This is a genomic window from Empedobacter sp. EJD.6dd (assembly GCF_057369435.1).
In genome coordinates this window covers 285,612-311,922 of record NZ_CM170667.1, presented here as the reverse complement: position 1 = coordinate 311,922, position 26,311 = coordinate 285,612, and the positions used below count along the sequence as shown (strand labels likewise).

The 26,311-nt window shown below is 29.3% G+C and carries 21 protein-coding genes; 10 read left to right on the top strand and 11 right to left on the bottom strand.

Annotation, left to right across the window (positions count from 1 at the left end; genetic code table 11):
* The first annotated feature begins 354 nt into the window (after positions 1-354).
* Together AC2I98_RS01485 and AC2I98_RS01480 are read left to right on the top strand one after the other, a co-directional pair.
* Positions 355-729 carry a hypothetical protein gene (locus tag AC2I98_RS01485; protein WP_486412878.1) on the top strand — a complete coding sequence of 125 codons (375 nt, stop codon included), beginning with the start codon at positions 355-357 and terminating at the stop codon, positions 727-729.
* Positions 726-1,802, top strand: coding sequence for a DGQHR domain-containing protein (locus AC2I98_RS01480; protein WP_486412877.1), 1,077 nt, complete (start codon positions 726-728; stop codon positions 1,800-1,802). Before AC2I98_RS01485 ends, AC2I98_RS01480 begins: the two co-directional genes overlap by 4 nt.
* 336 nt (positions 1,803-2,138) lie before the next feature.
* Here AC2I98_RS01480 and AC2I98_RS01475 read toward each other — a convergent pair whose 3' ends face one another.
* Positions 2,139-2,873, bottom strand: coding sequence for a restriction endonuclease subunit S (locus AC2I98_RS01475; RefSeq protein WP_486412876.1), 735 nt, complete (start codon positions 2,871-2,873; stop codon positions 2,139-2,141).
* A 39-nt stretch (positions 2,874-2,912) separates the two neighbouring features.
* On the opposite strand from AC2I98_RS01475, the gene xerA reads away from it, so the two are divergent.
* Positions 2,913-3,905: a site-specific tyrosine recombinase/integron integrase gene (gene xerA / locus AC2I98_RS01470; RefSeq protein WP_486412875.1), complete on the top strand. Its 993-nt coding sequence runs from the start codon at positions 2,913-2,915 to the stop codon at positions 3,903-3,905.
* A gap of 2 nt (positions 3,906-3,907) precedes the next feature.
* Positions 3,908-5,047: a restriction endonuclease subunit S gene (locus AC2I98_RS01465; RefSeq protein WP_486412874.1), complete on the top strand. Its 1,140-nt coding sequence runs from the start codon at positions 3,908-3,910 to the stop codon at positions 5,045-5,047.
* On the opposite strand, the gene AC2I98_RS01460 is transcribed toward AC2I98_RS01465, so the two are convergent.
* The 4 genes from AC2I98_RS01460 to AC2I98_RS01445 all read right to left on the bottom strand — a co-directional run bounded on the left by AC2I98_RS01460 (position 5,013) and on the right by AC2I98_RS01445 (position 11,939).
* Positions 5,013-5,585, bottom strand: coding sequence for a restriction endonuclease subunit S (locus AC2I98_RS01460; protein ID WP_486412873.1), 573 nt, complete (start codon positions 5,583-5,585; stop codon positions 5,013-5,015). The two genes, AC2I98_RS01465 and AC2I98_RS01460, sit on opposite strands and share 35 nt — an antisense overlap.
* Positions 5,578-7,194, bottom strand: a complete 1,617-nt coding sequence (locus tag AC2I98_RS01455; RefSeq protein WP_486412872.1) for an HsdM family class I SAM-dependent methyltransferase — start codon at positions 7,192-7,194, stop codon at positions 5,578-5,580. The genes AC2I98_RS01460 and AC2I98_RS01455 overlap by 8 nt, the downstream gene beginning before the upstream one ends.
* Positions 7,194-10,268 (bottom strand): type I restriction endonuclease, encoded by a 3,075-nt coding sequence (locus AC2I98_RS01450; RefSeq protein ID WP_486412871.1) that lies wholly within the window; start codon positions 10,266-10,268, stop codon positions 7,194-7,196. The genes AC2I98_RS01455 and AC2I98_RS01450 overlap by 1 nt, the downstream gene beginning before the upstream one ends.
* A 447-nt stretch (positions 10,269-10,715) precedes the next feature.
* Positions 10,716-11,939, bottom strand: coding sequence for an SNIPE associated domain-containing protein (locus AC2I98_RS01445; RefSeq protein ID WP_486412870.1), 1,224 nt, complete (start codon positions 11,937-11,939; stop codon positions 10,716-10,718).
* 173 nt (positions 11,940-12,112) lie between these two features.
* On the opposite strand from AC2I98_RS01445, the gene AC2I98_RS01440 reads away from it, so the two are divergent.
* Complete coding sequence (locus AC2I98_RS01440) at positions 12,113-12,439, top strand: hypothetical protein (protein ID WP_486412869.1); 327 nt, start codon at positions 12,113-12,115, stop codon at positions 12,437-12,439.
* 629 nt (positions 12,440-13,068) lie between these two features.
* Here AC2I98_RS01440 and AC2I98_RS01435 read toward each other — a convergent pair.
* From AC2I98_RS01435 to AC2I98_RS01425, 3 genes are all read right to left on the bottom strand, one after another.
* Positions 13,069-13,572 (bottom strand): hypothetical protein, encoded by a 504-nt coding sequence (locus tag AC2I98_RS01435; protein WP_486412868.1) that lies wholly within the window; start codon positions 13,570-13,572, stop codon positions 13,069-13,071.
* An 11-nt stretch (positions 13,573-13,583) separates the two neighbouring features.
* Positions 13,584-15,929: a hypothetical protein gene (locus tag AC2I98_RS01430; protein ID WP_486412867.1), complete on the bottom strand. Its 2,346-nt coding sequence runs from the start codon at positions 15,927-15,929 to the stop codon at positions 13,584-13,586.
* Between the two features lie 1,039 nt (positions 15,930-16,968).
* Positions 16,969-17,847: an IS982 family transposase gene (locus AC2I98_RS01425; RefSeq protein WP_486412866.1), complete on the bottom strand. Its 879-nt coding sequence runs from the start codon at positions 17,845-17,847 to the stop codon at positions 16,969-16,971.
* Positions 17,848-18,061: 214 nt separating this feature from the next.
* Here AC2I98_RS01425 and AC2I98_RS01420 point away from each other — a divergent pair, with 214 nt between their 5' ends.
* From AC2I98_RS01420 to AC2I98_RS01400, 5 genes are all read left to right on the top strand, one after another.
* On the top strand, positions 18,062-18,487 hold the full coding sequence (locus tag AC2I98_RS01420) for a transposase (protein WP_486412865.1): 426 nt from the start codon (positions 18,062-18,064) through the stop codon (positions 18,485-18,487).
* A gap of 7 nt (positions 18,488-18,494) precedes the next feature.
* A complete protein-coding gene (locus AC2I98_RS01415; protein WP_486412864.1) occupies positions 18,495-18,812 on the top strand; it encodes a helix-turn-helix domain-containing protein in 318 nt (105 codons plus the stop codon).
* Between the two features lie 1,009 nt (positions 18,813-19,821).
* Positions 19,822-20,079 (top strand): hypothetical protein, encoded by a 258-nt coding sequence (locus AC2I98_RS01410; RefSeq protein WP_486412863.1) that lies wholly within the window; start codon positions 19,822-19,824, stop codon positions 20,077-20,079.
* Between the two features lie 357 nt (positions 20,080-20,436).
* Entirely contained in the window at positions 20,437-20,895 is a 459-nt protein-coding gene (locus tag AC2I98_RS01405; RefSeq protein WP_486412862.1) for a hypothetical protein, read from the top strand.
* A gap of 184 nt (positions 20,896-21,079) precedes the next feature.
* Complete coding sequence (locus tag AC2I98_RS01400; protein ID WP_486412861.1) at positions 21,080-22,438, top strand: IS3 family transposase; 1,359 nt, start codon at positions 21,080-21,082, stop codon at positions 22,436-22,438.
* 13 nt (positions 22,439-22,451) lie between these two features.
* Here the strand turns inward: AC2I98_RS01400 and csx27 are convergent, their stop codons facing one another.
* From csx27 to cphA, 3 genes are all read right to left on the bottom strand, one after another.
* Entirely contained in the window at positions 22,452-23,027 is a 576-nt protein-coding gene (csx27, locus tag AC2I98_RS01395; protein ID WP_486414097.1) for a type VI-B CRISPR accessory protein Csx27, read from the bottom strand.
* Between the two features lie 450 nt (positions 23,028-23,477).
* The gene (locus AC2I98_RS01390; protein WP_115000514.1) at positions 23,478-23,636 is read right to left on the bottom strand and encodes a lmo0937 family membrane protein; all 159 of its coding nucleotides are present in this window, start codon (positions 23,634-23,636) and stop codon (positions 23,478-23,480) included.
* A gap of 46 nt (positions 23,637-23,682) precedes the next feature.
* Positions 23,683-26,292: a cyanophycin synthetase gene (cphA, locus tag AC2I98_RS01385; RefSeq protein ID WP_486412860.1), complete on the bottom strand. Its 2,610-nt coding sequence runs from the start codon at positions 26,290-26,292 to the stop codon at positions 23,683-23,685.
* Between the last annotated feature and the right edge of the window lie 19 nt (positions 26,293-26,311).

Genomic DNA, 26,311 nt, shown 5'->3' with positions numbered 1-26,311 from the left:
CAACTCCTTAGGTATAAAAACACAAAATAGTATAAATAGTAACCTCTATAAAAGCATTTTTATAGAGGTTATTTCTTTTTGCACAATAATGGTTATAAATTAGATTATTTTATATATTTGTTATTTGGCGAAATAAAAATATAGGTATGTTTTTTACTAAACTTGACTATATTTTACTTCGTAAAATAATATGTTAGCTGATATTTTATTAACTACTAGTCTTAAATGGAAATAACTAATAAAGAAAGAATATTATTGTTTTTAAAAAACATTTGAAAGGTCTTGAAGAAATCACTAATATGGTTAGTAATCTCATACATAATTCCACTTCTAAATATATTGATTTTATGGGCAATGAGAAAAGCCAATTTCTCAATTGATATTTCAGTAATATCAATTATTATAGCAACAAATAGTTGTATCATTACATCCTTACTGCACCTATTTTATCTTAATGAAAAAAAAAGAGAGTTTACATTTGTTGGTAGTATAATTTGTATTTTAACGTCTGTAGCTTTATATGTTCTAAGTTTAGTACAAGTAGAATTAAATAACTCTTTTATCGATTTAAGTGTCTACGAATGGGGAGCTTATTTAACATTAGCATTCTCAATAATATTGCTTTTAATATCAAAATATGACGAAGTTCAAGCTCTAAGTGAACTTAAAGCAAAACAGAGTAGAAAAAGTAATTCAACAACTGTAGACGGACAAAATGTATCAATATGAGTAATATAATAACTTTACAATCAATTAAAGTTCACCAAAAAATTGGTGAAATATATGTTAGCTCTATTGATCCACAATTATTACTTCAAATGTCTGTTGTTGATAGAAGAAGAATTGAAGAAAATGATGAAGTAATTGGAATACAACGAGAACTTAGAGAGGAAAAGGTTAGGCAAATAAAAAAATATTTATCTACTGATAAAGCTACTTTTCCCAATTCTATTATTTTAAACACAGAAAGTAAATATATCTTATCGAAGACTGATAATTCCATAGAATTATTAATTGATGAAAACACTTTCAGTATTATAGATGGACAACATAGAGTTGAAGGGTTTAGGGATAATAAAATAGAAAACTTTAAATTAATTATTTCTATTTATGTAGGACTAGAATCAAATGAGCAAGCTGAAATATTTACAACAATTAATTCTCAGCAAACTAAAGTAGATCCATCTCATAATCTTAATTTAGAATTAGAGAGTAAAGTTTATACACCAATTAAAATGATGATTGAAGTAGCTCAATCATTTAATTATGATTCAGGATCACCTTGGTTTAATAGCATTAAATTATTGAGAAATTCAAATAAAGGTATATTATCTCTATCTGCATTTGTAAAACCATTGAATGCATTAACATTTCCGGATAATGACTACTATCTAATTAAAAATGAACTTACTAAAACACAAAACAAATTTCCATCCTTTGAAACTTTTATTTACGACACTAAAAAATATATATTTTGGAACTTTTATAAGAATAAAGACTTTAACTCTGTTTATAAAATATTATTTAACTACTTTAAAGCACTTAGTGTTGTTCTAGAAAAAGATTGGTTAAATGATAACTCTCTTTTAAGTAAGACAACTGGGTATAACGCAATCATCAAACTTTTTAAAGACTTGTTTATTGAAGGATTATCAAAACAAACTTTGACATATGATTTCTTCTTCAATAGATTAACCAATTTATCAACTATGGATGGTACTATAAATAGTGATAACTATGGAACATCAGGTTTTAAAGCGTCAAATGATTTGTACTTAGATATGAAAAAAAACATCAGCTAATAACTAAGCTTTCGTCTTGCCCGAATGAATGAGATGTATTGCAATAATATTGAAGACAAAAAATAATAAAATATATAACCTCGCTAAGTTTTTTTTTAGTGAGGTTTTTTATTTTTACGTGAAACCGTAGTTTTTCATTAAAGAGCTGTGTATATTTGAGTTAATTACACGAAGCTAAACTCTATTTTATGTAAAAAAACATTATTTAAAGAGCATAGATACAATAATCTAAAAATAGCTCTTATTGGAAAAGTATAAAACCTAAAATTACCAATATCCTAAGCGATAATAAAATTGATTTAAACAATCAAATAAATGATAATTTATCTTACTATTTTATTCAACTTTTACCTGCCCGTTCATCAGCATAGGTAAAAGCCAATCCCGAAGTGTGCTAAGTTGTTGGTTTTGTATTGTTCTATTTTTTATTGCTTTATCAAAATTTTGAACTTTGTATTCAAAATTTTGAAGAATATTTTTCCGCGGATAAACTAATTCTAAATTATACAGTTCGTCTTTTGTCAACGATCCAAAAGTAGTTCCTACAGAATTTAAATAGTCAAACTTCTTCTTAAAATAGTTCATTTGATAAATTAAAAATGTTCCAAAATTATCTTTACTATTTATAGCTGATAGACCTCGTCCAATACAGCAATTAGATAAAGCTAAATTCATGGTTCCAATTGGAGCCCTTACACTTAGTAGAATATCATCTTCATAAGCGAATCTTGTTGGTAGAGTTGTATAAACTCTGTTTTCAGGAAAACGCCAACCGAAATCAGTTGAACCTTGAAAAAATATTATTCCTTCTTTATTTTCGTTGTAAGATTCACCTGAAGGAGATTGCCCCATCGTAATATTAGCAATTTCACATAAACTCTTCACTTCCCAACCCTCAGGAATTTCCCTTTTCAAAACATCATTCCAAATCATCTTGCCACCACTTGATTTATAGGGTTTTCCGTTTTCATCTGGAAAATCAAACTGCACAAACCAATAGTCGTACAGCAATTTTGCCATACGCTCTAAATTATCATTTATTGTAGTAGTATGGCTATTTTTGTTTTTCATTCCTTTGCCACTTCAAAATTTTAGAAAAAAATAAGAACAATGAAGGAATTAGTAAAGCAAGAAATAATGAATGCCATGCAAACAGTTTTAAACTTTCAACAGTTAATGATGCTTGAAAAGGTGATAAATCAATCTTTTCATTCTGTGGAGGTTACTCAAAAGAATAAAACTGAAAATGAATTAAAAACAGATAATACAAGCATTTTAAACTTATTTATTTCTTCAAAAAAAGTGGAAGGCTGTTCTGAAAAATCGTTAAAATATTACTTCTGTACCATAGACACTCTTTTCCAAAAACTAAAAAAGAAAGTCACAGAAATATCTACGAATGATTTAAGATCCTATCTTTCAGAATATCAAGAAATAAAAAACTCTAGTAAGGTTACCATAGATAACATTCGTAGAATTTTTTCAAGTTTTTTTTCTTGGTTAGAAGATGAGGATTACATTTTAAAAAGTCCTGTAAGAAGGATTCATAAAGTAAAAACCTCTAGAATTATAAAGGAGGTACTAAGTGATGAAGACATAGAAATACTTAGAGATAATTGCAAATATGTAAGAGATTTAACACTTATTGAAATGCTAATCTCAACGGGAATAAGAGTCGGCGAACTTGTAAAAATAAATAGAAAGGACATTGATTTCCACGAGCGTTCTTGTATCGTTACAGGTAAAGGAAATAAACAGCGTGAAGTCTATTTTGATGCAAGAACTAAGATTCACCTCAAAGAATATCTTCAAACCAGAAACGATGACAACGAGGCTTTATTTGTTTCTTTATCAAAGCCTAATCAACGACTTTCAATTGGTGGAGTTGAAAGTTTTTTGCGAAAACTGGGACAAAAAACGAAAATTAATAAAGTTCATCCTCATAAATTCAGAAGAACTTTGGCAACTATGGCGATCGATAAAGGAATGCCTATTGAACAGGTTCAGAAACTCTTGGGACATGTTAAAATTGATACAACATTACATTATGCTATGGTCAATCAGGCGAATGTGAAAATTGCTCACCGAAAATTTATTAGTTAGAAATGAAGATATACAATTTAAGGCAGTTGTTAACCATTAGAAATGGAAAAGATCACAAAAACATTTTGAAAGGTGATATTCCAATTTTTGGAAGTGGAGGCTTAATGCGTTTTGGGAATCAATATCTCTATGATAAACCAAGTATTTTGCTCCCAAGAAAAGGAAGTTTACACAATATTCAATTTTCAAAAGTACCATTTTGGACGGTTGATACATTGTATTATACAGAAATTAATGACCAACTTGTTGAACCTTATTTTCTATATAACTACCTTAAAATATTAGATTTAAAAATTCTAAATACAGGAACTGGAGTTCCAAGTATGACCTTTGATAGTTACTATAATTTAAAAATAGTTCTTCCAGAAATAAATATTCAAAAAAAAATTGCCAATATCCTAAGCGATATTGACAATAAAATTGATTTAAACAATCAAATAAATGATAATTTAGAGCGTATGGCAAAATTGCTGTACGACTATTGGTTTGTGCAGTTTGATTTTCCAGATGAAAACGGAAAACCCTATAAATCAAGTGGTGGCAAGATGATTTGGAATGATGTTTTGAAAAGGGAAATTCCTGAGGGTTGGGAAGTGAAGAGTTTATGTGAAATTGCTAATATTACGATGGGGCAATCTCCTTCAGGTGAATCTTACAACGAAAATAAAGAAGGAATAATATTTTTTCAAGGTTCAACTGATTTCGGTTGGCGTTTTCCTGAAAACAGAGTTTATACAACTCTACCAACAAGATTCGCTTATGAAGATGATATTCTACTAAGTGTAAGGGCTCCAATTGGAACCATGAATTTAGCTTTATCTAATTGCTGTATTGGACGAGGTCTATCAGCTATAAATAGTAAAGATAATTTTGGAACATTTTTAATTTATCAAATGAACTATTTTAAGAAGAAGTTTGACTATTTAAATTCTGTAGGAACTACTTTTGGATCGTTGACAAAAGACGAACTGTATAATTTAGAATTAGTTTATCCGCGGAAAAATATTCTTCAAAATTTTGAATACAAAGTTCAAAATTTTGATAAAGCAATAAAAAATAGAACAATACAAAACCAACAACTTAGCACACTTCGGGATTGGCTTTTACCTATGCTGATGAACGGGCAGGTAAAAGTTGAATAAAATAGTAAGATAAATTATCATTTATCTTACTATTGAGCTCTATTTTATCGTCTAATGCAGAAAGTACTGTAGCGATTTTTTGTTGCGTGGAAATATTTGGCAACCAAATATTCAGTGATTTCAATATTTCAAATGTAATTTGAGGGAATGAACCAATTCTGTTTTCTGCCCTATTTTGTAAATAATTCACAGCTTCTTCAGAAGTTAGAAAATGATATAAATAATCTGTATTCAATCGTTCAGAATTATTTCTTAAAACCATCAGTTTTGTAGAAACCACGTAATCACCTACATTATCAATATTTCTCACATAAGCGTACCTCCTGTTTTTAGGTCTTATTTCACTGTATAATATGTCTCCGTTTTTAATTGTCTTTTTTGCCTGTCCTTTCATTTCAGAAACAGGCATATATTTATTAACTAATATTTTACCCTCTAAAACATCTGAGGTATTCAAGAAAACAAGATTCTCTTTATCAAACTTATGAGTTTTGGATATTGATTTTATTAATTCTCCTAATTTTATATAATCACTCATACCTCAAACTTTTAAGATGTTCCTGAATTTTTATGTCCAAAGCATTTCCTTCAGCAAAAAGACTTTTTAAATTGCTTTCAAAATCTTGCATTTTTGCTGCAAATTCTTCTGGTGTAATGTCTACATATTCTATTTTCACTTCAAAATATTGTCCCGCAGAAAAAGAATAATTCTTTTCTGCAATTTGTTCTTTTGTTACGACAACAGACAAGTCTTCAACAACTTGTTTTTGATTAAAAGTTTCTACAATTTTAGCTTCTTCCTCAGGCGTTAAAACTGTACGTTGGTTTTTACCTTCTTTTACGGTTTGCCCCAATTTAGACGCATCCATCAAAATAATATGTTCACTGTCTGCTCTTTTATCAAAAAACAAAACCGAAACATTGGTTCCTGTACTTGCAAAAATATTACTTGGCATACTTACCACACCACGAAGCCAACCATTACTGATTAATCCTTCACGAATTTTCTTTTCAATCCCACTTTGAGCAGTAATAAAACCTGTTGGAACAACAACAGCAGCCTGTCCTTTTTCGCTTAAACTGTGCATAATATGCTGAATGAACAAGAGATAAATCGACATCGATTCTTTTTTACTTTTCGGAACATTTGGAATTCCAGCAAAGAATCTCTGTTTAAAGGCATCTTTCTCCAAATCATCTCTAAAATCAGAAAAATCTAATTTAAAAGGTGGATTAGAAACGATGAAATCAAATTTCGTATCTAAATAAAAAGGCTGTGCAATAGTGTTGGTCTTAATAATATTCGGAATTGAATGTGTAAGACTATTCAAAACCAAATTTAATCGTAACATGTTGCTCGATTTCTGTGAAATATCTTCTGAATAAATAGTGCAATTCTTTTCACCAATTTGATGGGCTAAACTCATTAATAAAGTCCCCGAACCTGCACTAGGGTCGTAACATTTCACACCTTTTGCTTCGTTTGGAACCAAGATTTGCGCCATAATTCGGGCAACAGCGTGTGGTGTGTAATATTCTGCGTATTTCCCACCGCTGTCTGTATTGTAATCTTTAATCAAATATTCAAAAATGGTTGCAAAGAAATCGTATTTCTGAACAAACATTTCTTCAAATGAGAATTCAAATAATTTATTAATCAATGCCTTTGCAAAGGCATCTCGCTGAGAAGCATCCGAAATAAACTGAGTAAGCTCATCAAACAAAGTATCTTTTGCACCACTAAATGATTTTACCGAAAAAACATCCGCATTTTCGATAGATATTTGTCTCAAAGTATCGTCAAATGTTTTTCCAAAATCACTATCATTTTGAATGGCGAACAAATGTGAAATCAAGTGTTCTGGCTTTAATCTTGGAATATTCGGATCTAAACTTGCGAGTAAAAATTGATACTCATCATCACTCATTTCACGAAGTGCATTTGAAAAATTTTCAACTTCTACCAATTTAGGTTGCTCTTCTTTTACTGCGTAACGAAATTTATCATTAAGAAATTTGTAGAGAAATATTTGCGTAATAATCTTGAATTCATTTCCGTCGTTTCCAAGCCCATAATTGGCACAAACGCTTTTGAGATTATCTATTAAAGATTTTGTTTTGGTTATAAAGTTTATATCTTGAGTCATTATCTGTACTGATATTGTTGTAAATATTCTTGCGAAATTAGTTGATTTATTTTTTCTGTTGTTGGAAAATCAATATTAATATTTTCTTTCTTTTTGAATTCATCAACAACCAATTTTAGAAGGTATTTTTTGAAGTATGCTTCATTTTTTACCATTTCTTCCTGATTGCTGATAATTTCATCAACTTGTGATTTTACCTGCATCAATGCTCGGTGAAGTTGCAATTCTTTTGTATTTAAAGTTCCTTTTTCCGATAAACGTTTGTGTATTCTTGCATACTTGTCATCGTTATCATATTTCGCTCTTAGTAAAGCATTTTTACGGTTCAATTCCTTAGCTTGATCATAGATTTTTTGAAGGAGATGCATATTTTCTACCATATCTTCTTGGGTAACCTCGCTAAGATTTTTTTTCTTGAATATTCGCTCTAATTCGGCTTTTAAGCTTACAAATTCAGGATCTAATGGGTCAAAATTGTTTTGTAAAGATTCTCTTGCTTTTCGTAGAATATCTTTAAATTCATCAGCAAGCACCAATTCACTTTCATCGACTTTCACGAACTGGAAAATGATATCCTCTAAGGCTTCATTTAAAAGGTTACGGCTCGCTTCTTCGTTTCCGATGCTTTCTACAAGATTGAGATTGTCTAATCGATTTTGAGTTTCGATTAATAAACGATTGAGAAGTTCAAAATCTGTTAAACCTTTTAAAGCATCATAGCCATTCAACGCAATTAAGTTTTTTAATTCTTTTGCAGTTCGTAATGCTTTTACAAGTTTTAGAAGTTCTTGCTTGTCGTGTAATTCAGCAATTTGCTGAGAAAATATTTCTTTATTTTGAGTATCATAGTGAAATAATGTATCTTTTATTTCCTCAATTTCTTGTCTAATCTCTTCTTCAGATTTGAAGAGATGAGAATACATTTCCATTTCATCTCCCAACTGTTCTTGCAATTCGTCAAAATAGAGTTTATTGGTACGATCAAACGCCTTAGAAATATCGGCAAAATCAACAACATAACCGTATTGGTACTTTTTGTAGGGACGATTAACTCTTGTGAGTGTCTGTAATAAATTATGATCTTGAATAACTCTTGCCAGATACAATTTCTTCAAACGCTTTGCATCAAAACCCGTCAATAACATATTGTAAACAAACAGAATATCGACGTGTCCTTTTTTATATGCTTTTATAAGCTCTTTTCGAACTTTTTTATCATTTTCATCGTGCAAAATTAAAGAAGCTGTGAGTTTGGGTTCTTCTTTCAAACCGTATTTTTCTTTTGGTTCGGCAACCATCAACAAACTTGCATCTGTTTCTTGTTCTCCATATTTTTCTTGAAACAATCGAAACAATTCTTTTGCCTGATCTGCGGAATCACAAACCACCATTCCTCCCAAAGTAGCATCTTGCTGATCTATGCGAAATTTGATTAAATCATCACAAATATAATCTAATAAAGGCGCTGCAAACTTGGTATTTTTATAAATGTCTTTTGCTGAAATATCTCCTCGCAAAATTTTAATTTCATCAATTACATTTTGCATTTGCATTTTAAAATTACCTTCAATTTGTTCTCTTATCAGCCTTAATGTATATCCATCAGCAATAGACATATTGTAGTAATACTTATGAATATAGTTCCCAAAAAGAAGTTTAGAATCATACTCTTTTGCAACTTCCTTCAATAAAGGTGTTCCTGTAAGCGCAATTTTGATTGCATTTTTATCAGAATTAATAAGATTTGCCAAATAATTTCCTTTCGGATTATAGGAACGATGGGCTTCATCTAAAAAATAAATCCTTTGAACATTAATGTCATAGTTTAAATCCTTTTTAACTGTGGCATCTTCAGAAAACTTCTGGATATTAACAACTGTAATTTCGGGTTTACCACTATCGTTATGAATGGCACCAACAATTTGTAAATCTTGAATAAAATCTGCTTTAGAATTGACCTGATTTACTTTTAAACCACGATTGGAAAATTCTGTTGAAGCCTGAATCAAAAGATCAAGACGGTCAACAATAAAATAAAATTTAGGTATAATCTGCTTCTTAGCAAAATAATGCGTCAAATGTTTTACATTATAAAAAGCCAAAGCCGTTTTACCTGAACCCTGTGTATGCCAAATGATACCTTTATTCTGTCCAGAATCAATCTTTGCAGCAATTGCCTGAGTTGCAAAAATTTGTGGATAACGCATAATATGCTTTTGCTGAACCGTTTTACCGTTATCTTCTTCCTCAACATAAGCAATCGCAAATTGCAAAATAAACTGCAATCTTTCTTTACTAAAAAGGGAAGTTAGAATTCTATTGGTAGGACTATTTTCATTCTTATTAGTGATAAAATCAGGGTTATGTTTAATAACAACCAAATTATTATCTCTCAAAATTTCCAACTCTTTAGCATCGGTAACTTCTGACAATCTTTCTTTTACGGGATAGTCTAAATCTTCTCTAAAATAATTAAATAAAATATTAGAATACGTAGAAGTTGCATAATAAGCTCCAAAAATAGGCTCAACAATTCCGTCCTCGTAATTCATATTATTCGAGAACACCATCAATTGAGTGATATTCGTAAAACGTCGAAAATGTTTATTGGCAAATCTTTCATTGATGCGTCTGCGCTCAGCAATAACGCCATCTTTATTGTGTGGCTTTTTTACTTCGACAAATGCTAATGGAATTCCATTCACAAGAATTGTAATATCTGGACGATATTCTTCATCTCCAGATTTACAGGTTAATTCGGTTGTAATGTGAAAATCATTGTTTGAAAAATTTTCAAAATCAATTAATTTTATACCCGAAGTTGATATTAGACGTTCGTAGAATTTTTTTCCAAGATCCTCAAAATCCAATTCTAAATTAATTTCATCTAAAAGTCTTTGTGCTTCACCTTCTGAAATATTATTTAACTGGGCAATTTTCGGTAAAAAAATAGAAGGAAAGATATTATTTTCTTCTATCCTATTTTGATTTTTTAAAGAAATATATTGATAGCCTAATCGCATAAAATGCAGAATAGCAGGTATTTTAACTCGAGAATCTTCGTTGAAAGACATTGGCTAATTTAGTTTAAAGTTTTAAAGTTAACGAAAGCGTATAAATGAAAAAAACGTAAAACCGTAAAACCTTTGATTTTTTACAAAAGTTCTACATATAAAACTATCTAATAATTACTTATAAAGTTTAGTGTTTTTAAATATTTATCTCTATAACAATATTGTTATAATATTTTGGCCGCATCAAGAATGAATAAAACTAAGATTTATATCAAAAATGCTTAAAAAGCTCTTATCCTATAATTTTTTAGATATTTATCATAATTGGTGAGTTTGATTAAATTGTACGAATTACATTAAACTCGTTGGGAATTCTTCTTCAATCATTTCAATTGATTCTATAGTTGATTGTTCTTTTAGTAGTAATGATTCTCTATATTCCATAGCTTCTGCATCTGTTATAAATTCAGCTTCAAAGCCTAACTCTACTATCTTTTCTTTAATTTCTTAAAGAGTTACATTAAAAAACTCTCTTCTATAGTTAAATAAATTGACAGCTCTATCTGCAAAAGCTTTATGCAATTCACATTCTAAGGTTCTGGCTTCATCACTATAAATCATGGCATGAACATCAAATCGAAATGGAACTGAGGCATCTCCTAATTCTCGTACTCTATCCAAAGGTTCTAACCTTCTTGTCATTCCTATTTTAAATACATTCTCTCCAAAAGAACCAATATTCGAAATAATATACACATGTCCTCTCTTGGTTTGCTGAGTCATAGATAAAGCTCTTTCCTTTTTTAACCTTGCCTCTTCTAATTCTTTTTCGAGTTGCTCTATTTGTAATTTTAATTCTTCGGAATTATTAGTCCCTTGCTCCTTTCTTACTTTTTCTAAAGCTTTTTGAAAATAGGCTTCTTCTTTTTCTGCTTCTTTTTGAGCTTTCTCAAATTCTCTTTTTGCTTTTTCTTCTTCCCTTAGCTCATCTTGAATTGCCTTAGCTTCTTCTTTTTCTTGTTGTTTTTTTAATTGAAACTCATATTCGAGGATAATCTCTTTCAATTTTAACTCTAAATAATCATTCGTTATTCTCACATGCTGTCCCTCTCCTAATTTATTTAAAGCAGTAAATGATTTTTTAATTCTTTCTTTTATTTGATTGATATTATTCCATTTTACTTTACCTAATAACGCGTCACATTCCCCATTAAATACTCTTAATAGAAATTTTATATACTTATTTGTAGCAGCTCTTCCTTTGGCTTCGCTCCCATCTATAGTCCAAGTTGTGTCACATACACAAGCTTTATCAACGGTAATTAAATGTTTTTGTCGATCTCTAATAGATGATTGTTCGTACCTATATTGGTCTGATTTTTCGAAATCGAACAAAGGTTCGTATAATCCAAATTCAGCTAAATCTAATTGGTTTTCATAAATAGAAATCTTAGATTTTAAATCTTTATAGACATCTAGCGAATTGAGGTATTTATTATTTAATTCATCTAAATCATTCTTTTTCGAAACAAGTTGATTATTAACTTCTATATCTAATGCGTCAAATTTTTCTTTTTCTGTTTTTATATAGAATTCTACATCTACTATTCCGTTATATCTAGTTAGATTAGAGTTCAATTCAGAATTACTATTTTCTAAACTAATAATCTTTTTTTCGAGTTCAGAAATTTTATCAAATTCTTTCTTCTTTAAAAAATCAAATATTCCCATCACAATTAATTTTCTTGATACAACAAAGCTACATAGAGCGTTACAATCTTATTTACGTGAAACCGTAATTTGTTGTTAAATAGTTATTGTATGTTTGGAATGGTATAAAAAAATATAGATGGTTTTAACTATACTATATTTTACTTCGTTTAAAGATAAAGATTTACGGCATTATGAAAAACAAGACGCTTAAAGAATTAATCGAAAATTATCCGAACGAAATCCCTTTTGAAGAAATAGTTGACTTTAAAAATTTCGATGAAAGATTATCTGTTGTAAACTGTATTGTTGTAAATACAATTGGAGTTAATGATGGTTTTATTGAATTTATCCCAGACAATAACTCCCCTTCGGAAGATGAAATTTTATGTTGGATTTGGTCTTTTAAACCTGACTTAACAAATGAAATTCTCGAAATAACTAAGAATGATGATTTAAAGTTTGCTTTAAATTTATATTTAAACAACTCACTGCATGAATTTTGGGATTATAACAGCTAAATTATGATGGTAAATTATTCACCAAGTGAAATGATTAATATTTCTGAAATTAATACCTCATATTTAACTGAACTTCACAAAGGAATAATGCTTTCTGTATATATCTCTATTTAAAACACTACGACTAACATAGGTAAATATTACACACTCAATCTTTCAAATAAAATATACAACCTCTTTAATACTTCGACAAGCTCAGCAACCGTTTTAAGGAGGTTCTTGTTTTACACAACAAGGCATACTTCTTATTTTATCATCTATTCTTTTTGAAGGACAATATAGCCAGTTTATTCGGGGTTTGTTCGAGTATCCTTCGACAATGGTTCGAGAAAAAGGGTGTTTTCTCGAACAACAGTCGAACAAAGGTCGAAGGATTGTCGAAGAAAGAAAATAAAAAAATACATTTTAATTGAGCTGTTATTTTTTGCGTTCAATCATAATATAATAACCTATTTATAAAAAATCTCCCAATATATATTTTGGGAGATTTTGTTTTAATACCACTTCAACTTAAAAACAATTCCGATTTACTTATAAAAAATATATTGAATAAGTATTATTTATAAAACCCAATGACTATTAAAATAGCATTGGGTTATAAAAACATGTAAATTTAAAAGCTACTTAATTCACTTCCAATAGTTCCAATTTGCACCGTCAAAAACAGCGAGTGTTTTGCTCACTGTATCATAACACATCATTCCCGCGTACGGTCTTTTAACTGTTAAATGAGGATTCGCTATTTTTGGCAATATCATCGCTTTATTCGTAGCTTCTAATACTAAAATACCTTTTGTTGCTGAAACTTCAGCACCCAAAACAACCCCATTCCCTACATCATTGGATGTATTGGAAATAAGATTTGATGTATTTCCTGTATCACTTAGGTCTCTCCATGCATTATTTTCAACCATGCGTACTTTTTTTGTATTAATATCATAGACAAATGTTCCGTTGGTTAGTGCAACAGTTGTAGCATTAGTTACTGCAGGTAAAATAATGCCTTTTGAATTTGTAGGACTTTGATCAAAATCTAACAAAGTGTTTGATCCTACAACGGTTGTTTTTCCTATCGCTATTTGCGCTTGAGAAAAACCACCTAAAACTAAAATTATATAAACAAGATTTTTCATAATTAAAACGGTTATTCATTACAAGATTTTGAAATACATTTCCAAGTCGCTCCATTATACAATTTAATACAACTTGCACTAGTGTCATAAATTAACATCCCCTCCTGTGGTTGCAATACATTCGCTGGATTAGATACTCTCGAGATAACAAGACCTTTATCCTTAGATTCTAATACAATAAACGCATTTGGTACATCGCCAGGCCACGTTGGTCTTGGAGAAGCTAAAGACGATATTCCTACACCTGTGGATGGTATACCTGCAGTTGAAAAGTCACCTTGTTTAACACATACATTATTTTGACAAATTAGATTCCCGTCATTTGCTGTAGGATTACTTGCGTCAATTTTGAGATTGTAGACTTTGATATTATTAAAAGCGCTTATTAAAGAAAAGACCTCAAATTTGACCTCATCAAATGGCTTAGTCGCACGAAATCCATAATTTCTCTTTCCTGTTCCAATTGATAATATGATTGATAGATCCAGTAAACTTGCATCATTCGCTACCTCTTGTAAAACTCCGTTTAAATATGTTTTAACAAAAAAGCCTTCTAAAACATCTGCCTGAAGAAGATAAGGCACATCTTCTATCGTAAATCCTACGTAGGTACCACTCGGATACCTATTCGTTAGATCCAGTACACTTATTCCTACTGTTCCTCCAGCTCCAACATTCATGTTTAACGTGGCATAATCTGTAGCTGATGGAGTAATTAAGTTTTGCGCATTATCCACTCCACATAAAACACAAGCGAGTCCTTCTGGTCCTGTTTTGAATTGATTTATGACTACAGGACGAGTGGGTGTATTTTCAATTGAGTTATTAATACTACAATCAATTGGATTTTGACATGGATTCATGATATATAAATCGTATATCTTAACCGTTCCTAATGAAATTCCCACTGGTTGTTCATAAATTAATTGTATTTCATCAAATATGGCAGTTGCTTTGAATCCTAGTGTTTTCCGAATGTTTGTCGCCACATTTGCTCCTAAAAGGAAATTACTTCCTTCTTCAATCCCTACCTGAGCTCCATTTCTTAATAAACGAATTTTGAACTTAGGCAAAACAGCTACATTAATCAGACTTGTAAATTCTACATCAAAAGAAACATACGTTCCTGCATTAAAGGGTGTCAATTGTTTGTGTATAGCTATTGTAGCTGTACTAAGTGCTCCAACTGGAATATTAATACTGGCATACGTTAAAGGATCGTTATCCAAAATATGATCAATATCTACGATATTACCGACTGTTGCAATACCTGTAACCCCTGTATTATTACCAATACTAACCGGATACTGATTCTTCCCTATTAATGTATTCGTATTACATACAAATGCAGGTCCCTCACAGAATTGTTTGACAATCATATTATAAATTCTTGTCTCACCCAACAGATCAACACTCAATAACGTTGACATTCTAAATTGGACTTCATCAAATGGTTTTGTTGTAATAAAGCCTACAACACTGCGAGGTGCACTACCTAAGACACCTACATTTAATAATAAATTATTTGAATTTGATGTTTCTTGCTCTACTCCATTCAAATAAGTTCTGATTGAAATCCCTCCTAATAGATTAATATTTAACAAATTTGCATTCGAGATTTCAAATCCCGCAAAATGCCCTGCATTAAATTGTTGACCACTTGTCGCTACAGATAAAGTTGCTGTACCTGCTAAAGAAGCTGTTACGTTAATTGAAGCATAATCATTTATGTCACTATTCACAACATTATTTGAATTACTTACTGAAGCAACAGATACTCCTCCTGTTCCTGTACGAACTTGTTGAACAACTGCCGGATATGCAGGAGCCACAATTCTAGTATCTACATTACAAGCTGGAGCAGGTCCTACACATATTTTTTTCACTATCATATTATAGATTTGTGTACTACCTAATAAGTTAACATCCAATAAAGTTGATACTCTAAATTGAACTTCATCAAATGCCTTTGTTGTAATGAAACCAATAACACCTCTGGACGTACTACCTAAAGCATCTAAATTTAATAACAAATTATTTGCAGTGGATGTTTCTTGTTCTATACCTTTTAAATAAGTTCTGATTGAAATTCCTCCCAATAGATTAACATTCAACAAATTTGTATTTGAAATCTCAAATCCTGCTAAATGTCCTGCATCAAATTGCTGATCACTTGCCACAGATAGAGTAGCTGTACCTGCTGCTGCTAAAGTTATATTAATTGAAGCGTAATCATCTGTATTACTATTTATAACATTACTTGCATTGGTGATAGAACCTACTACTATTCCAGTTAAGCCCGTTCTTTGCGAAACAATAGATGGTGAAAAATTTGGAGCTACAATTTTAGTTTCCACATTACAATTAAGTTGGGCAAATGTCAAATTAGATAGTATAGTTATAAAAAATAGAAAAAAATTCTGTATAATATTTTTCATGTTTATAGTAGTTTTTAATTAATAGATCTTTGATTGGCAGTAGAAATATTAATTAATTAAAAAAACAATGAAGGTGAACGTATTTCTAAATGAGATAAACAAATAGAATAATCACAATAAAAATAATTATAAGTTGAGAGTTTAAATATAACCTTAAATTCGTTTTTCTTATTTTTATAATTCGAATAAAAAATAACTATATCAAAAGAATTTACAGGATAAAGTCCTAAAAGGATTGATTCGCTATTATTGAAAAATGTTGATTCTTTATAGGGCAAATAGAATAATTTTCTATTTTTAATTTTAGATAATTTATAATGATTATTTCTGTTTTTTTTAAGCTTCGAATTACTTGAACTTTTTCTTTTGATTTTTTCTTTTGATTTTCTTTGTTTTATTTTTTTTTCGTGAATAATAGAATTCTTTATTTCAAAATTAGATATAATTGTATTTTTAGAAATGTAAAAAGTAGTATTTTCTTTTATTGTGACTAAAACTTTTGAAATTGATGGAATAGAATCATTATTCTCCTTTATTTCAAAATTATTGGCAAAAGTATAAATTGAAACAAAACAAAACAATAAGACATAAGTAGATGAGAAATGATCGAGAAATAGAAATAAAACTCGTCTCATAATCATATTAATTAGTTAATTAAGTTAAAGATACTGATTTTAAAATAATTACTTTAATTTTTAACATTTATTATAAAAAGAAATTTTTCATTAACCAATCTATAGAGAATGGAATCATATCTAATTTGCCTAAAACCTTTCTAAAAAATAATCCATAATATACTAGAAGAATTAACTGATTTTATTAATCATTTTATTTAGAGTTTCACCTTAAGTATTTAATTGAATTAACAATAATATAGGTTATTTAAGTGTTTTGGAAATATTTTCTCTATCGATTCTTCACTTATCTAAGTTATTATTAAAATAACTCGTTGTGCATTTTAAATAATTTGAGTTTTTAGATTATTAATATTTCGATTAAAATATGTTTTATTAATGTACTGAACCACAGTAAGAGCAGTAATTTTAGCTAGAATTCTGGTTTTAAACCCTTCAAAAGTCTTTGCATAATTTCGTCTAATCATAAACTGATCACATAGTTGAGAAAATAAAGTTTCAATTCTTTTTCGATACTTTTTGAATGGATAAAACTGAGGTTTATACTCTTTTTGATTGGATCTTTTCGGTGTTTCTAATCGAATATTAGCTTCATTAAATAAGTCAATTTGAATTGTTTGTGACAAATACCCTTTGTCTCCAAGTAGCAAACAATCATACATTTGAGTTTTAACATCTTTCAAAAAATGAATGTCATGAACAGATGCGGGACTGATGTCAATACTCTGGAAAACACCATTTAAAGAACAAATAGCATGAAGTTTATATCCATAAAAGGACATTTGCTGAGAAGCACAAAAACCTCTATTTGGCGTACTATACTGATGTTCCTTACAAATTTTCGAGCGATTAATTCTTGCTATTTTACATACTTCCAACGGCATACTATCAACGATGAAACAAGTTTCAAATTCATTAAATTCTTTCGCTAGTTTGAGACGAATACTATTAATTTGCTCTGATAATCTTCGTTTTCTACGATTATAAATACTACGTTCAATTTTACAACTTAGCGCTTTAGGAAGATTTCGAAATAAATGATTTTCACTATCAATACCCATAAATTCAGCGGTTAAGACAAGACTTATGAGCTCTAAGTCAAAAAGTTTAGGTCTTCTACGTTGGTAAATTAAAAGTGTATCAGTTGATATTTTTCGAAGAACTTCCAATATTCTTTCGTAATTTGCAAGTAAGTTGTTCATTGTAAATGTTTTGCACTTAAAACAATTTACTGATTTTCAATCAAATGAACAACTTTATTATTTATTAATCAAAATGCACAACGGGTTATAATTATATTTTGTTAGACTCAACTCTATTTCTTTTCTCAAATAGTTAAAATCTTTTTTTAGTTAAATTTTATAGTTAAATTGTACCTCTCAATACTACATTTTGTATAATCATTAATACAATAAAATGAGTTTATTCTATAAAATACATTTAGGTAGTATAATTGAACAAAGAATCAAAGAGTTAGATTGCGACACTAAAAAATTATGCAATTTTTTAAAAATAACTGAAACAGAATTATTAGAAATTTATAAAAAAGATTCATTAGAAAGTAGTTTAATCCTTAAATTTTCAAAAATTTTAGATTACGATTTCTTCAGAATTTATACACAACATTTAATACTTCATTCTTCCAAAGATAATAAAAACAAGTTGCAAAATACTATAAAAACTTCCTTACCAAATTTTAAAAAGAATGTATATACTCAGGAAATTATTGATTATATACTTTCTAAAATAACTTCAAAAGAAATGACCCCCTATGAAATTATAAAAAGATATAACATACCTAAGACTACTCTATACAAATGGATAAAAAAATATAGTAATTAATTTAACTATGAATAGACCGAATTATAATTTAATTTTTGAAGATATTTTAAATGACCTATTTCCTGAAAAAAAAGAATTATGTACTAAAATTTTATCAAAAAAAAATCTAACTATTTTTGATATTCTTACTTTAAACAAATTAATTTTTGGAAATAAATCAAGTAGTAAAAATAATAAATTTAGAAGTTATTCAGAAGAAGAAATTTTTTTTATTTTAAAATATAAAAAAAATAAAAAATTAAACATAAAAGAAGTAGCTAACTATTTTAATTTAAGTAGAAATACGATATCTAAATGGTTAAAAACTTATAAAGATTCTTATTGAAATGAGCTTTATAAGCCTCTCGTTTTTTATAAAAAAACTTTAATTAGAAATTATAATAATACAAGAAAATTAATCAATGTATTTAGATTTTAATATTTCTAATATATGGGTTCATACATATAATAGTTATACGTATTAAAAATTAATTAAAGAAATTGGAGGTTTTGAAAAAGGTTCTATATTTAAATGGCAATTAGAAGACTTTGTTGAATATAAAATCTCTGATTTATTTTATATAATGAATGGTTTTACTAAATTATAATTAAGGACTAGAAAAATATTTGTTTACGAAAATGATATAATTTTAAATACATTTTTTAAAATTTAACATAAACATTTTGTTTTATAGATACAAATATTCATAATTTCGTATCTTTAACTCAATCAATATTTTATAAAAAAACAAATTTCATTTTTATCTTTATTATTTAGTATATCTTTATTTGCGCAGGTAGGAATTGGAACAAATTCTCCAAATAGCTCTTTAGATGTAAGAGGATCTCTACAAACTGCTTTTAAAGAAATTACGACTAATACAACTTTAGGAATTAATGACTATTATGTAACATATAATGGTGGAAATGATGCCACAATCACTTTACCTGTTATAGGAGCAGGAACAAGTAGTTTTAACGGGCGTATTTACAGAATTAAAAACGCTACTACCAAACGAGTTACTGTTAAGGCATCAGGATCAAATCTGATAAGAGCAACAAGCGTACCTGTTACAAGCTTTATTATAGAACCTGGTTGCTATGTAGAAGTTGTAAATAATACAAATACAGCCTCTACTTCTGCTACATGGGACTTATCGTATATTGCCCAACCTTACGCACCAAATGTAAGTATTTATGGTACAACTTTAAAAATACCTCATTTTTCTGCAAATATTTCAAATCATAACTCAACAGCTTATGACTCTGGAACTGGAACCGATATTTGGTGGGTTATTTCATCAAGTTCTACTTCCAGGGTTTTAAGTGCAAATACATATATTAGACCGAGTAGAATGACGATCGTTTATGAATATCAAGGTGCTCCTTTTGATCTTACGAATTTACACCCAATTTTGACAGCAGGAAATACAACGAGCTTTCCTGATGTTTTTACTGTTTCATTTGGTGGTTTTTCAGAAGTTGACGGAAAGACCCGATTAACACTAACTGTTGCTCGAGTTGATTTAATTGGTACTGAATCAGGATCTAGTAGTGATTGGCAAGGTACAGGATTCTTTATAAATACTTTATTTACAAAAAAACTATTTTAATATAAAAAAACGATCTCATTAGAAATCATTTTTTTATTCGCTTGAAAATTTAAATTCAAAAATATTGTCTAAACGAAATTACGAATTTAAAATTGATCTAGGAGAGATACTATAAACCTTCTGCTAAAATAAGTAACTGTTGCACAACTCCTATTTTAGATTCAAGAACATAAAATAGTATAAATAACAACCTCTTTAAAAACGATTTTAAGGAGGTTTTTTGTTTTTACGTGAAACCGTAATTTATTGTGAAATGGTTGTTGTATGTTTGGGATAGTATTACGAAAAATAGATATAGTATTATCGTAAAAAAACAATGATGTAATTTTCATAGTTGCTAAAATGAATCTCGAAAGTATGAAGCCAAAAATAATGTACATTGAAAATAAATCTGAAGGTCATAGTGGCTTAGCTTGGATTGGTTACGCAGAATTTTCAAAATCCAGACAAACAGTTTATTTTGACAACAAAGCTCTTAAGAAACTCAAAACAGCAGGTATCAGTGGAAATCATTTTGACATAGAAACTGGTGAAGAATATTGGATTTCTGGAGTTAAAAAAAATGGTGAAGATAGACATAAGTATGGTGGTGGAATTATTATGATTGATAATGATTGTGTAAATGAATATTTAGATTTTATAAATTCAGAAACCATTGACAAAAGAAAATATACTATAGTTAAAATCGCTAAAACTGATAAAAGTAGATTTAAACAAATAGAAAATTCTATTTTAAAAATTAAAGTATTAAAGTATTTAGCTTGGGATAGAAAAAAAAATGTAACTCTTAATAAATCTACATCATATAATAACTAAGCCTTTGTCTTGCTTGTAGGGCATGAGACGTATTGAAATCACTAAACACAAATAAAAAGTAGTGAAGTAAAGCCTGTTGAACGGAATCGAAGGTTTAGTTCAATATTATGTAAATCGTCAGCAAAAAGTGGACATTTAAGACCTAAAATTTAAGATAGTGTTTTTAAAAGCATTAATTTTAATTATGGCAAATTCAAAAAAGAAAACTTCTGAAAAATTTGTAAAAGATATTCGTCAAAACACAAGACGAATATTTACAGCGGAACAAAAGATTTTAATTGTGATGGAAGCCTTACGTGCTGAGATTTCAGTAGCTGAACTTTGTCGCAAATATGCTATTTCACAATCTCAATTTTATAAGTGGAATAAAGAATTTTTAGAAGCAGGTAAAAAGCGATTATCTGGAGATATTGCACGAGAAGCAACAAGTGATTATGTCTGTGATTTACGCAAAGAAAATCTGCGTTTAAAAGAGATTGTAGCGGATTTAGTTGTTCGCTATGATATCGTAAAAAAAAACCTTGAACTCGTTGGATTAAAAACAAAATTCAAGAAATATATGCGATTATCAGCAAATGAAAAACACGAAATTATTCAGATTGTAACTCGCTCTGAAATTGGAGTTAAACGAACTTTTAAGGAATTTGGGATTGCACGAAGCACCTTTTATAAATGGTATTCAAATTATCTAGAAAATGGATTTGAAGGTTTAGAATCAAAACGTCATTCAACCTATCGTAAATGGAATAGTATTCCTGAATCTCAGAAGGATTTGATTGTTGAACTAGCTTTGGATTATCCTGAATTATCTGCTAGAGAACTGGCTTTTAAAATGACCGATGAATTAGGGATTTATATATCGGAATCGAGTGTTTATCGGATATTGAAGCAACGAGATTTAATTCCAGCGCCCAATCACATTCTGATTTCAGCAGCGAATGAATTTAAAGATAAAACGAATTTTGTTCATCAAATGTGGCAAACAGATTTTACTTATTTTAAAATTATTGGATGGGGATGGTATTATTTGAGCACGATTTTAGACGATTACAGCCGATATATTATTCATTGGGAATTATGCAGTTCAATGAAAGCTGAAGATGTGAAAAGAACTGTAAAAACAGCTATTGAAAAAGCGAAATTAAAAACGAAACAGAAACCAAAATTATTATCTGATAATGGACCTTGTTATGTATCAAGTGAGTTAAAAGATTACTTGAAAAATACTCAAAAAATGAAACATGTTAGAGGAAAGCCTCTGCATCCTCAAACGCAAGGGAAAATCGAAAGGTACCACAGAACGATGAAAAATGTAGTGAAATTAAATCATTATTATCATCCTGATGAGCTGAAAGAAGCTCTAAATAAGTTTGTAGAAAATTATAACAATTGTAGGTATCATGAGGCTTTGAACAACCTTACACCTTCAGATGTATATTTTGGTAGAGCAGATAAAATTTTAGAACAAAGAGCAATTATTAAACGGCAAACGATTGCCAAAAGAAGGCAATTTTATTTTCAAGAAAAAATAATAAATTTATAAACCAAATCCTCTCTTAATTTTTAGAAAGAGGTGTCCCATTTATTTTGACAACGTACATTAGCCATCTTGTTACATAAATATTGACAAGTAGACCAATAAAAACTATTAAAAGTGATAATCCAAGATTTTGGGTTTGATTCAATTCATTGCAATAACTATAGAATATCGTAAACAATAAAATTGGAACTAAAATCAAGCCTATTGTAAAAAAGTTTCTAAACATAAAATACAAACTTTGAAAATTTTTGACTTGAGTTATTTTATCATTTACTTCTAAATAATAGTAAGCAAAATCAAACAAATAATCAGTCGGTTGATTGCTTGTATTTTCATTAGAATCATGTTTTCTCAATTTTGCATACTCTTCATTTAAATGAGGAATAATAAGTTTAGAATACTCTCCTAATTCTGCATCCTTAACAGAAGTGTAAACAAGCTTTTTTAGAAATGGCATTTTTAAAATTACTTGTGTTGTCAACACATGAATGATTACTCCTATTACTAATGATGCACAAAAAAGAATTAAACTATCTCCAATATTATCTGAAGAAAATAGGTTATTACTTCCAAATAATAAAAATCTAAAGATATCTACTAGTTTAATTACAATAAATCCTGGTATGACGAAAGATAGAATCTCTTATAATGATAATTTATCCATGATAAGATGACTTAATTTTAAATTACGCTAAAATAATATTGTATTCTGATAAAAGAAAATAATACTTTGTACAATTTATTATCCATAAAAATGCCCCTAAAAAGTTATACACTTTTTGGGGCATTTAATTAAATTGTACGAATTACATCAAACACGTTGGAAATTCATCTTCAATCATTTCAATTGATTCTATAGTAGATTTTAGGAGAACCAAAGTGCCAAAAAAACATTCCTTGAAGTGCTTGAGGAAAAAGTTTTAAAGGAAAATGAAAGATTAGATTTAGTTAAACCTAATCTAAATGTCAATTTTTTAGCAATCATTAAATTAAAAAATAATCTGAAAGAATATATCAAAATTCTTTCAGATTATTTTTAACACTAAGGTTTTCGCCCTGTAATTAATCTGTACAATAAAGCTATGATAGCAAGCACAAGTAATATGTGAATAAATTGACCTACTGCTTGGCCGAATCCGAAATAACCTATAGCCCACAAAATAAGTAATACTACAGCAATAATTGAAATTAGATTTCTCATAAATTTTGATTTTAATTAAACATTTACTTTTTATAGTTTAAATTGTTTAGGAATTTTTGTTCATATGAAATTGCACTACTTCTATAGCATTGGAAACAGCATCGCTAAGTGCGACTATAAAATCATCTTTTTCTGCTTTGTTTATTGTATGTTCTATCGCTTCAATTTCGTTCGGAATTATTTCATAAGGAAAATCCTCTTGAACTTCATGAATACCTTTTACAAGCAATTGTATAATTTCTTTTTCTGTTCGACCTCTTAAGTGTCGTTCTTGTCGAATAATAATATAATCAAACATCTCAGCTGCTATTTTTCCACACTTTTGTATGTCTTCGTCTCTTCTATCTCCTACACCTGAAATAATTCCAATTTTTTTATTTGCTTCCACTTTAGACAAATATTCTTTTATAGCTGTGTATCCCGCAGGGTTATGTGCGAAATCGATTAATATTTTAAATTCTTTGAACTGAAAAATATTCATTCTACCAGGTGTTAAATCTGGACTTGGGAAAAAAGTATTCAACGCTTTCGTAATCTGGGGAACATGCAAACCTGATATATATGCTGCTAATACAGCAGCTAGAACATTTTGAATCATGAAAATAGCTTTTCCATCCATTGTTAACGGTATATCGCAAATATTCGCAACAACTATTCGTTCTTTTTTTGTCTGTATTACAATATTTTCTTGTGTATACAATGCGACTATATTTCCTTTTTTTATAAGTTTTTGAACTTCTTTACTTTTTTCATCCAATGAAAAATATGCTATTTGACATGCTAATTTCTTTGAAATTTCCATTGAATAATAATCTTCAATATTTAAAATTGCCCAACCGTCTTTTTTCACACTTTCAACAACAACAGATTTTACTCTAGCTAATTGCTCTAAAGAATCGATATCTTTTAATCCCAAATGATCTTCTGTAATATTGGTTATTATACCAATATCGCAAGCACTAAACCCAAGTCCTTCTCTCAGAATTCCACCTCTTGCTGTTTCTAAAACAGCAATATCTATTGTTGGATCATTCAATATTTTTTTTGCACTAATAGGACCTGTTGTATCCCCTTTCTCCATTAGCTGATTGTTGATATAAATACCGTCGGATGTTGTATAACCTACATTTTTTTCAGTATTTTTAAATATATGTGCAATTAAACGAGTGGTGGTTGTTTTACCATTGGTACCTGTAATTGCTATTATTGGAATAGTTGGTAATTTTTGAAAAGGGAATAGCATATCTAAAACGGGAGAAGCTACATTGCGCGAAATTCCTTTTGTTGGTTCTATATGCATTCTAAATCCTGGAGCTGCATTTACTTCTATTACCACTCCACCAGATTTATACAAAGATTCGGATAAATTGGATGCTATGATATCAATACCACATATATCCAAATTGATGACTTTAGCAATTTTCTCTGCTATGATAATATTATCAGGATGAAGGTCTTCAGTTGCATCAATAGATGTTCCTCCTGTACTGAGATTTGCTGTAGCTTTTAAATAAATTATTTCAGCACGTTTGGGTATAGATTGTAGATCGTAGTTTTTTGATTTTAATAATGAAATTGTATGATGGTCAATGCTAATTTTTGTTAAAACTTGTTCATGACCTTCCCCCCTTTTTGGGTTTTCATTTTCAATTTGAATTAATTCTTTTATCGTAAGTTTTCCATCTCCAATTATATGAGCAGGTATTCGTTTAGCCGCAGCAACTACTTTTTTATTGATAACTAATATTCTAAAATCATACCCTTTTACAAATTTTTCTACGATTATTTTTTGACTAAATTCTCGTGCATTCTGGAATGCTTTTTCAGCAGTTTCATATTCATTTATATTGGTGGTTACTCCTCTTCCGTGATTACAATTATATGGTTTAATAACAATTGGATAGCTTATTTTATCTATTATTTTTTTTAAATCTTCTTCATTTTCGCCTATACCACCTTCAGCGATAGGAATAAATGCATCCTTTAATAATTGTTTGGTTCGAAATTTATCACATGCAATCTCAACAGCCAGATAGTTGGTTTTATCTGTAATTGTCGCCTCTAATCTAGCTTGATTTTTACCATATCCCAATTGGATATAAGAATGATTATTTAATCGTGTCCATGGTATTTTTCGATTTTCTGCTTCATTAATTATACTTTGTGTAGAAGGACCGAGTTTATTTGAATTCCATATTTTAGTCATATTTTTAATATCATCTAAAATGGAATAAGACGAATTAGATATTAATGCTTCTGCAATTCTAACAGCTGCTTTCGCTGCATAAACCCCTACCTGCTCATCTTGATAAGCAAATACAACATTATAAGTACCTGGCGTATTTGTTTCGCGAGTTCTGCCAAAGCCTGTATTCATACCTGCTAGGGTTTGTATTTCTAATGCGATATGCTCAATTACATGTCCCATCCAAGTTCCTTCTTTTACACGAGTAAAAAAACCACCAGCTACCCCTTCAGAACAACGATGCGAAAACATAGATGGTAACCTTTTTTCTATTCGTTCAGCAAATCCTTCAATTTTGTTCGTTGGAAATTGTTCTAAGCGACCTAAATTCAATCGCATTTGAATTAGTTTTTCTCTCTTGATACTCCAAAAATTTGGTCCTTTTAAAATCGATATATTTTCTATTTTCATATGTGGTAAGTGTTAAAAA

Excerpts from the sequence above, each read along its gene's own strand:
- cphA (WP_486412860.1), bottom strand. The coding sequence starts at position 26,292 with ATGAAAATAGAAAATATATCGATTTTAAAAGGACCAAATTTTTGGAGT.
- AC2I98_RS01410 (WP_486412863.1), top strand. The coding sequence starts at position 19,822 with ATGACGATCGTTTATGAATATCAAGGTGCTCCTTTTGATCTTACGAAT.
- AC2I98_RS01435 (WP_486412868.1), bottom strand. The coding sequence starts at position 13,572 with ATGAAAAATCTTGTTTATATAATTTTAGTTTTAGGTGGTTTTTCTCAA.
- AC2I98_RS01425 (WP_486412866.1), bottom strand. The coding sequence starts at position 17,847 with ATGAACAACTTACTTGCAAATTACGAAAGAATATTGGAAGTTCTTCGA.
- AC2I98_RS01480 (WP_486412877.1), top strand. The coding sequence starts at position 726 with ATGAGTAATATAATAACTTTACAATCAATTAAAGTTCACCAAAAAATT.
- AC2I98_RS01445 (WP_486412870.1), bottom strand. The coding sequence starts at position 11,939 with ATGGGAATATTTGATTTTTTAAAGAAGAAAGAATTTGATAAAATTTCT.
- AC2I98_RS01485 (WP_486412878.1), top strand. The coding sequence starts at position 355 with ATGAGAAAAGCCAATTTCTCAATTGATATTTCAGTAATATCAATTATT.
- AC2I98_RS01465 (WP_486412874.1), top strand. The coding sequence starts at position 3,908 with ATGAAGATATACAATTTAAGGCAGTTGTTAACCATTAGAAATGGAAAA.
- xerA (WP_486412875.1), top strand. The coding sequence starts at position 2,913 with ATGAAGGAATTAGTAAAGCAAGAAATAATGAATGCCATGCAAACAGTT.
- AC2I98_RS01450 (WP_486412871.1), bottom strand. The coding sequence starts at position 10,268 with ATGTCTTTCAACGAAGATTCTCGAGTTAAAATACCTGCTATTCTGCAT.
- AC2I98_RS01420 (WP_486412865.1), top strand. The coding sequence starts at position 18,062 with ATGAGTTTATTCTATAAAATACATTTAGGTAGTATAATTGAACAAAGA.
- AC2I98_RS01390 (WP_115000514.1), bottom strand. The coding sequence starts at position 23,636 with ATGAGAAATCTAATTTCAATTATTGCTGTAGTATTACTTATTTTGTGG.
- AC2I98_RS01475 (WP_486412876.1), bottom strand. The coding sequence starts at position 2,873 with ATGAAAAACAAAAATAGCCATACTACTACAATAAATGATAATTTAGAG.
- AC2I98_RS01440 (WP_486412869.1), top strand. The coding sequence starts at position 12,113 with ATGAAAAACAAGACGCTTAAAGAATTAATCGAAAATTATCCGAACGAA.
- AC2I98_RS01460 (WP_486412873.1), bottom strand. The coding sequence starts at position 5,585 with ATGAGTGATTATATAAAATTAGGAGAATTAATAAAATCAATATCCAAA.
- AC2I98_RS01415 (WP_486412864.1), top strand. The coding sequence starts at position 18,495 with ATGAATAGACCGAATTATAATTTAATTTTTGAAGATATTTTAAATGAC.
- AC2I98_RS01400 (WP_486412861.1), top strand. The coding sequence starts at position 21,080 with ATGGCAAATTCAAAAAAGAAAACTTCTGAAAAATTTGTAAAAGATATT.
- AC2I98_RS01455 (WP_486412872.1), bottom strand. The coding sequence starts at position 7,194 with ATGACTCAAGATATAAACTTTATAACCAAAACAAAATCTTTAATAGAT.
- AC2I98_RS01405 (WP_486412862.1), top strand. The coding sequence starts at position 20,437 with ATGAAGCCAAAAATAATGTACATTGAAAATAAATCTGAAGGTCATAGT.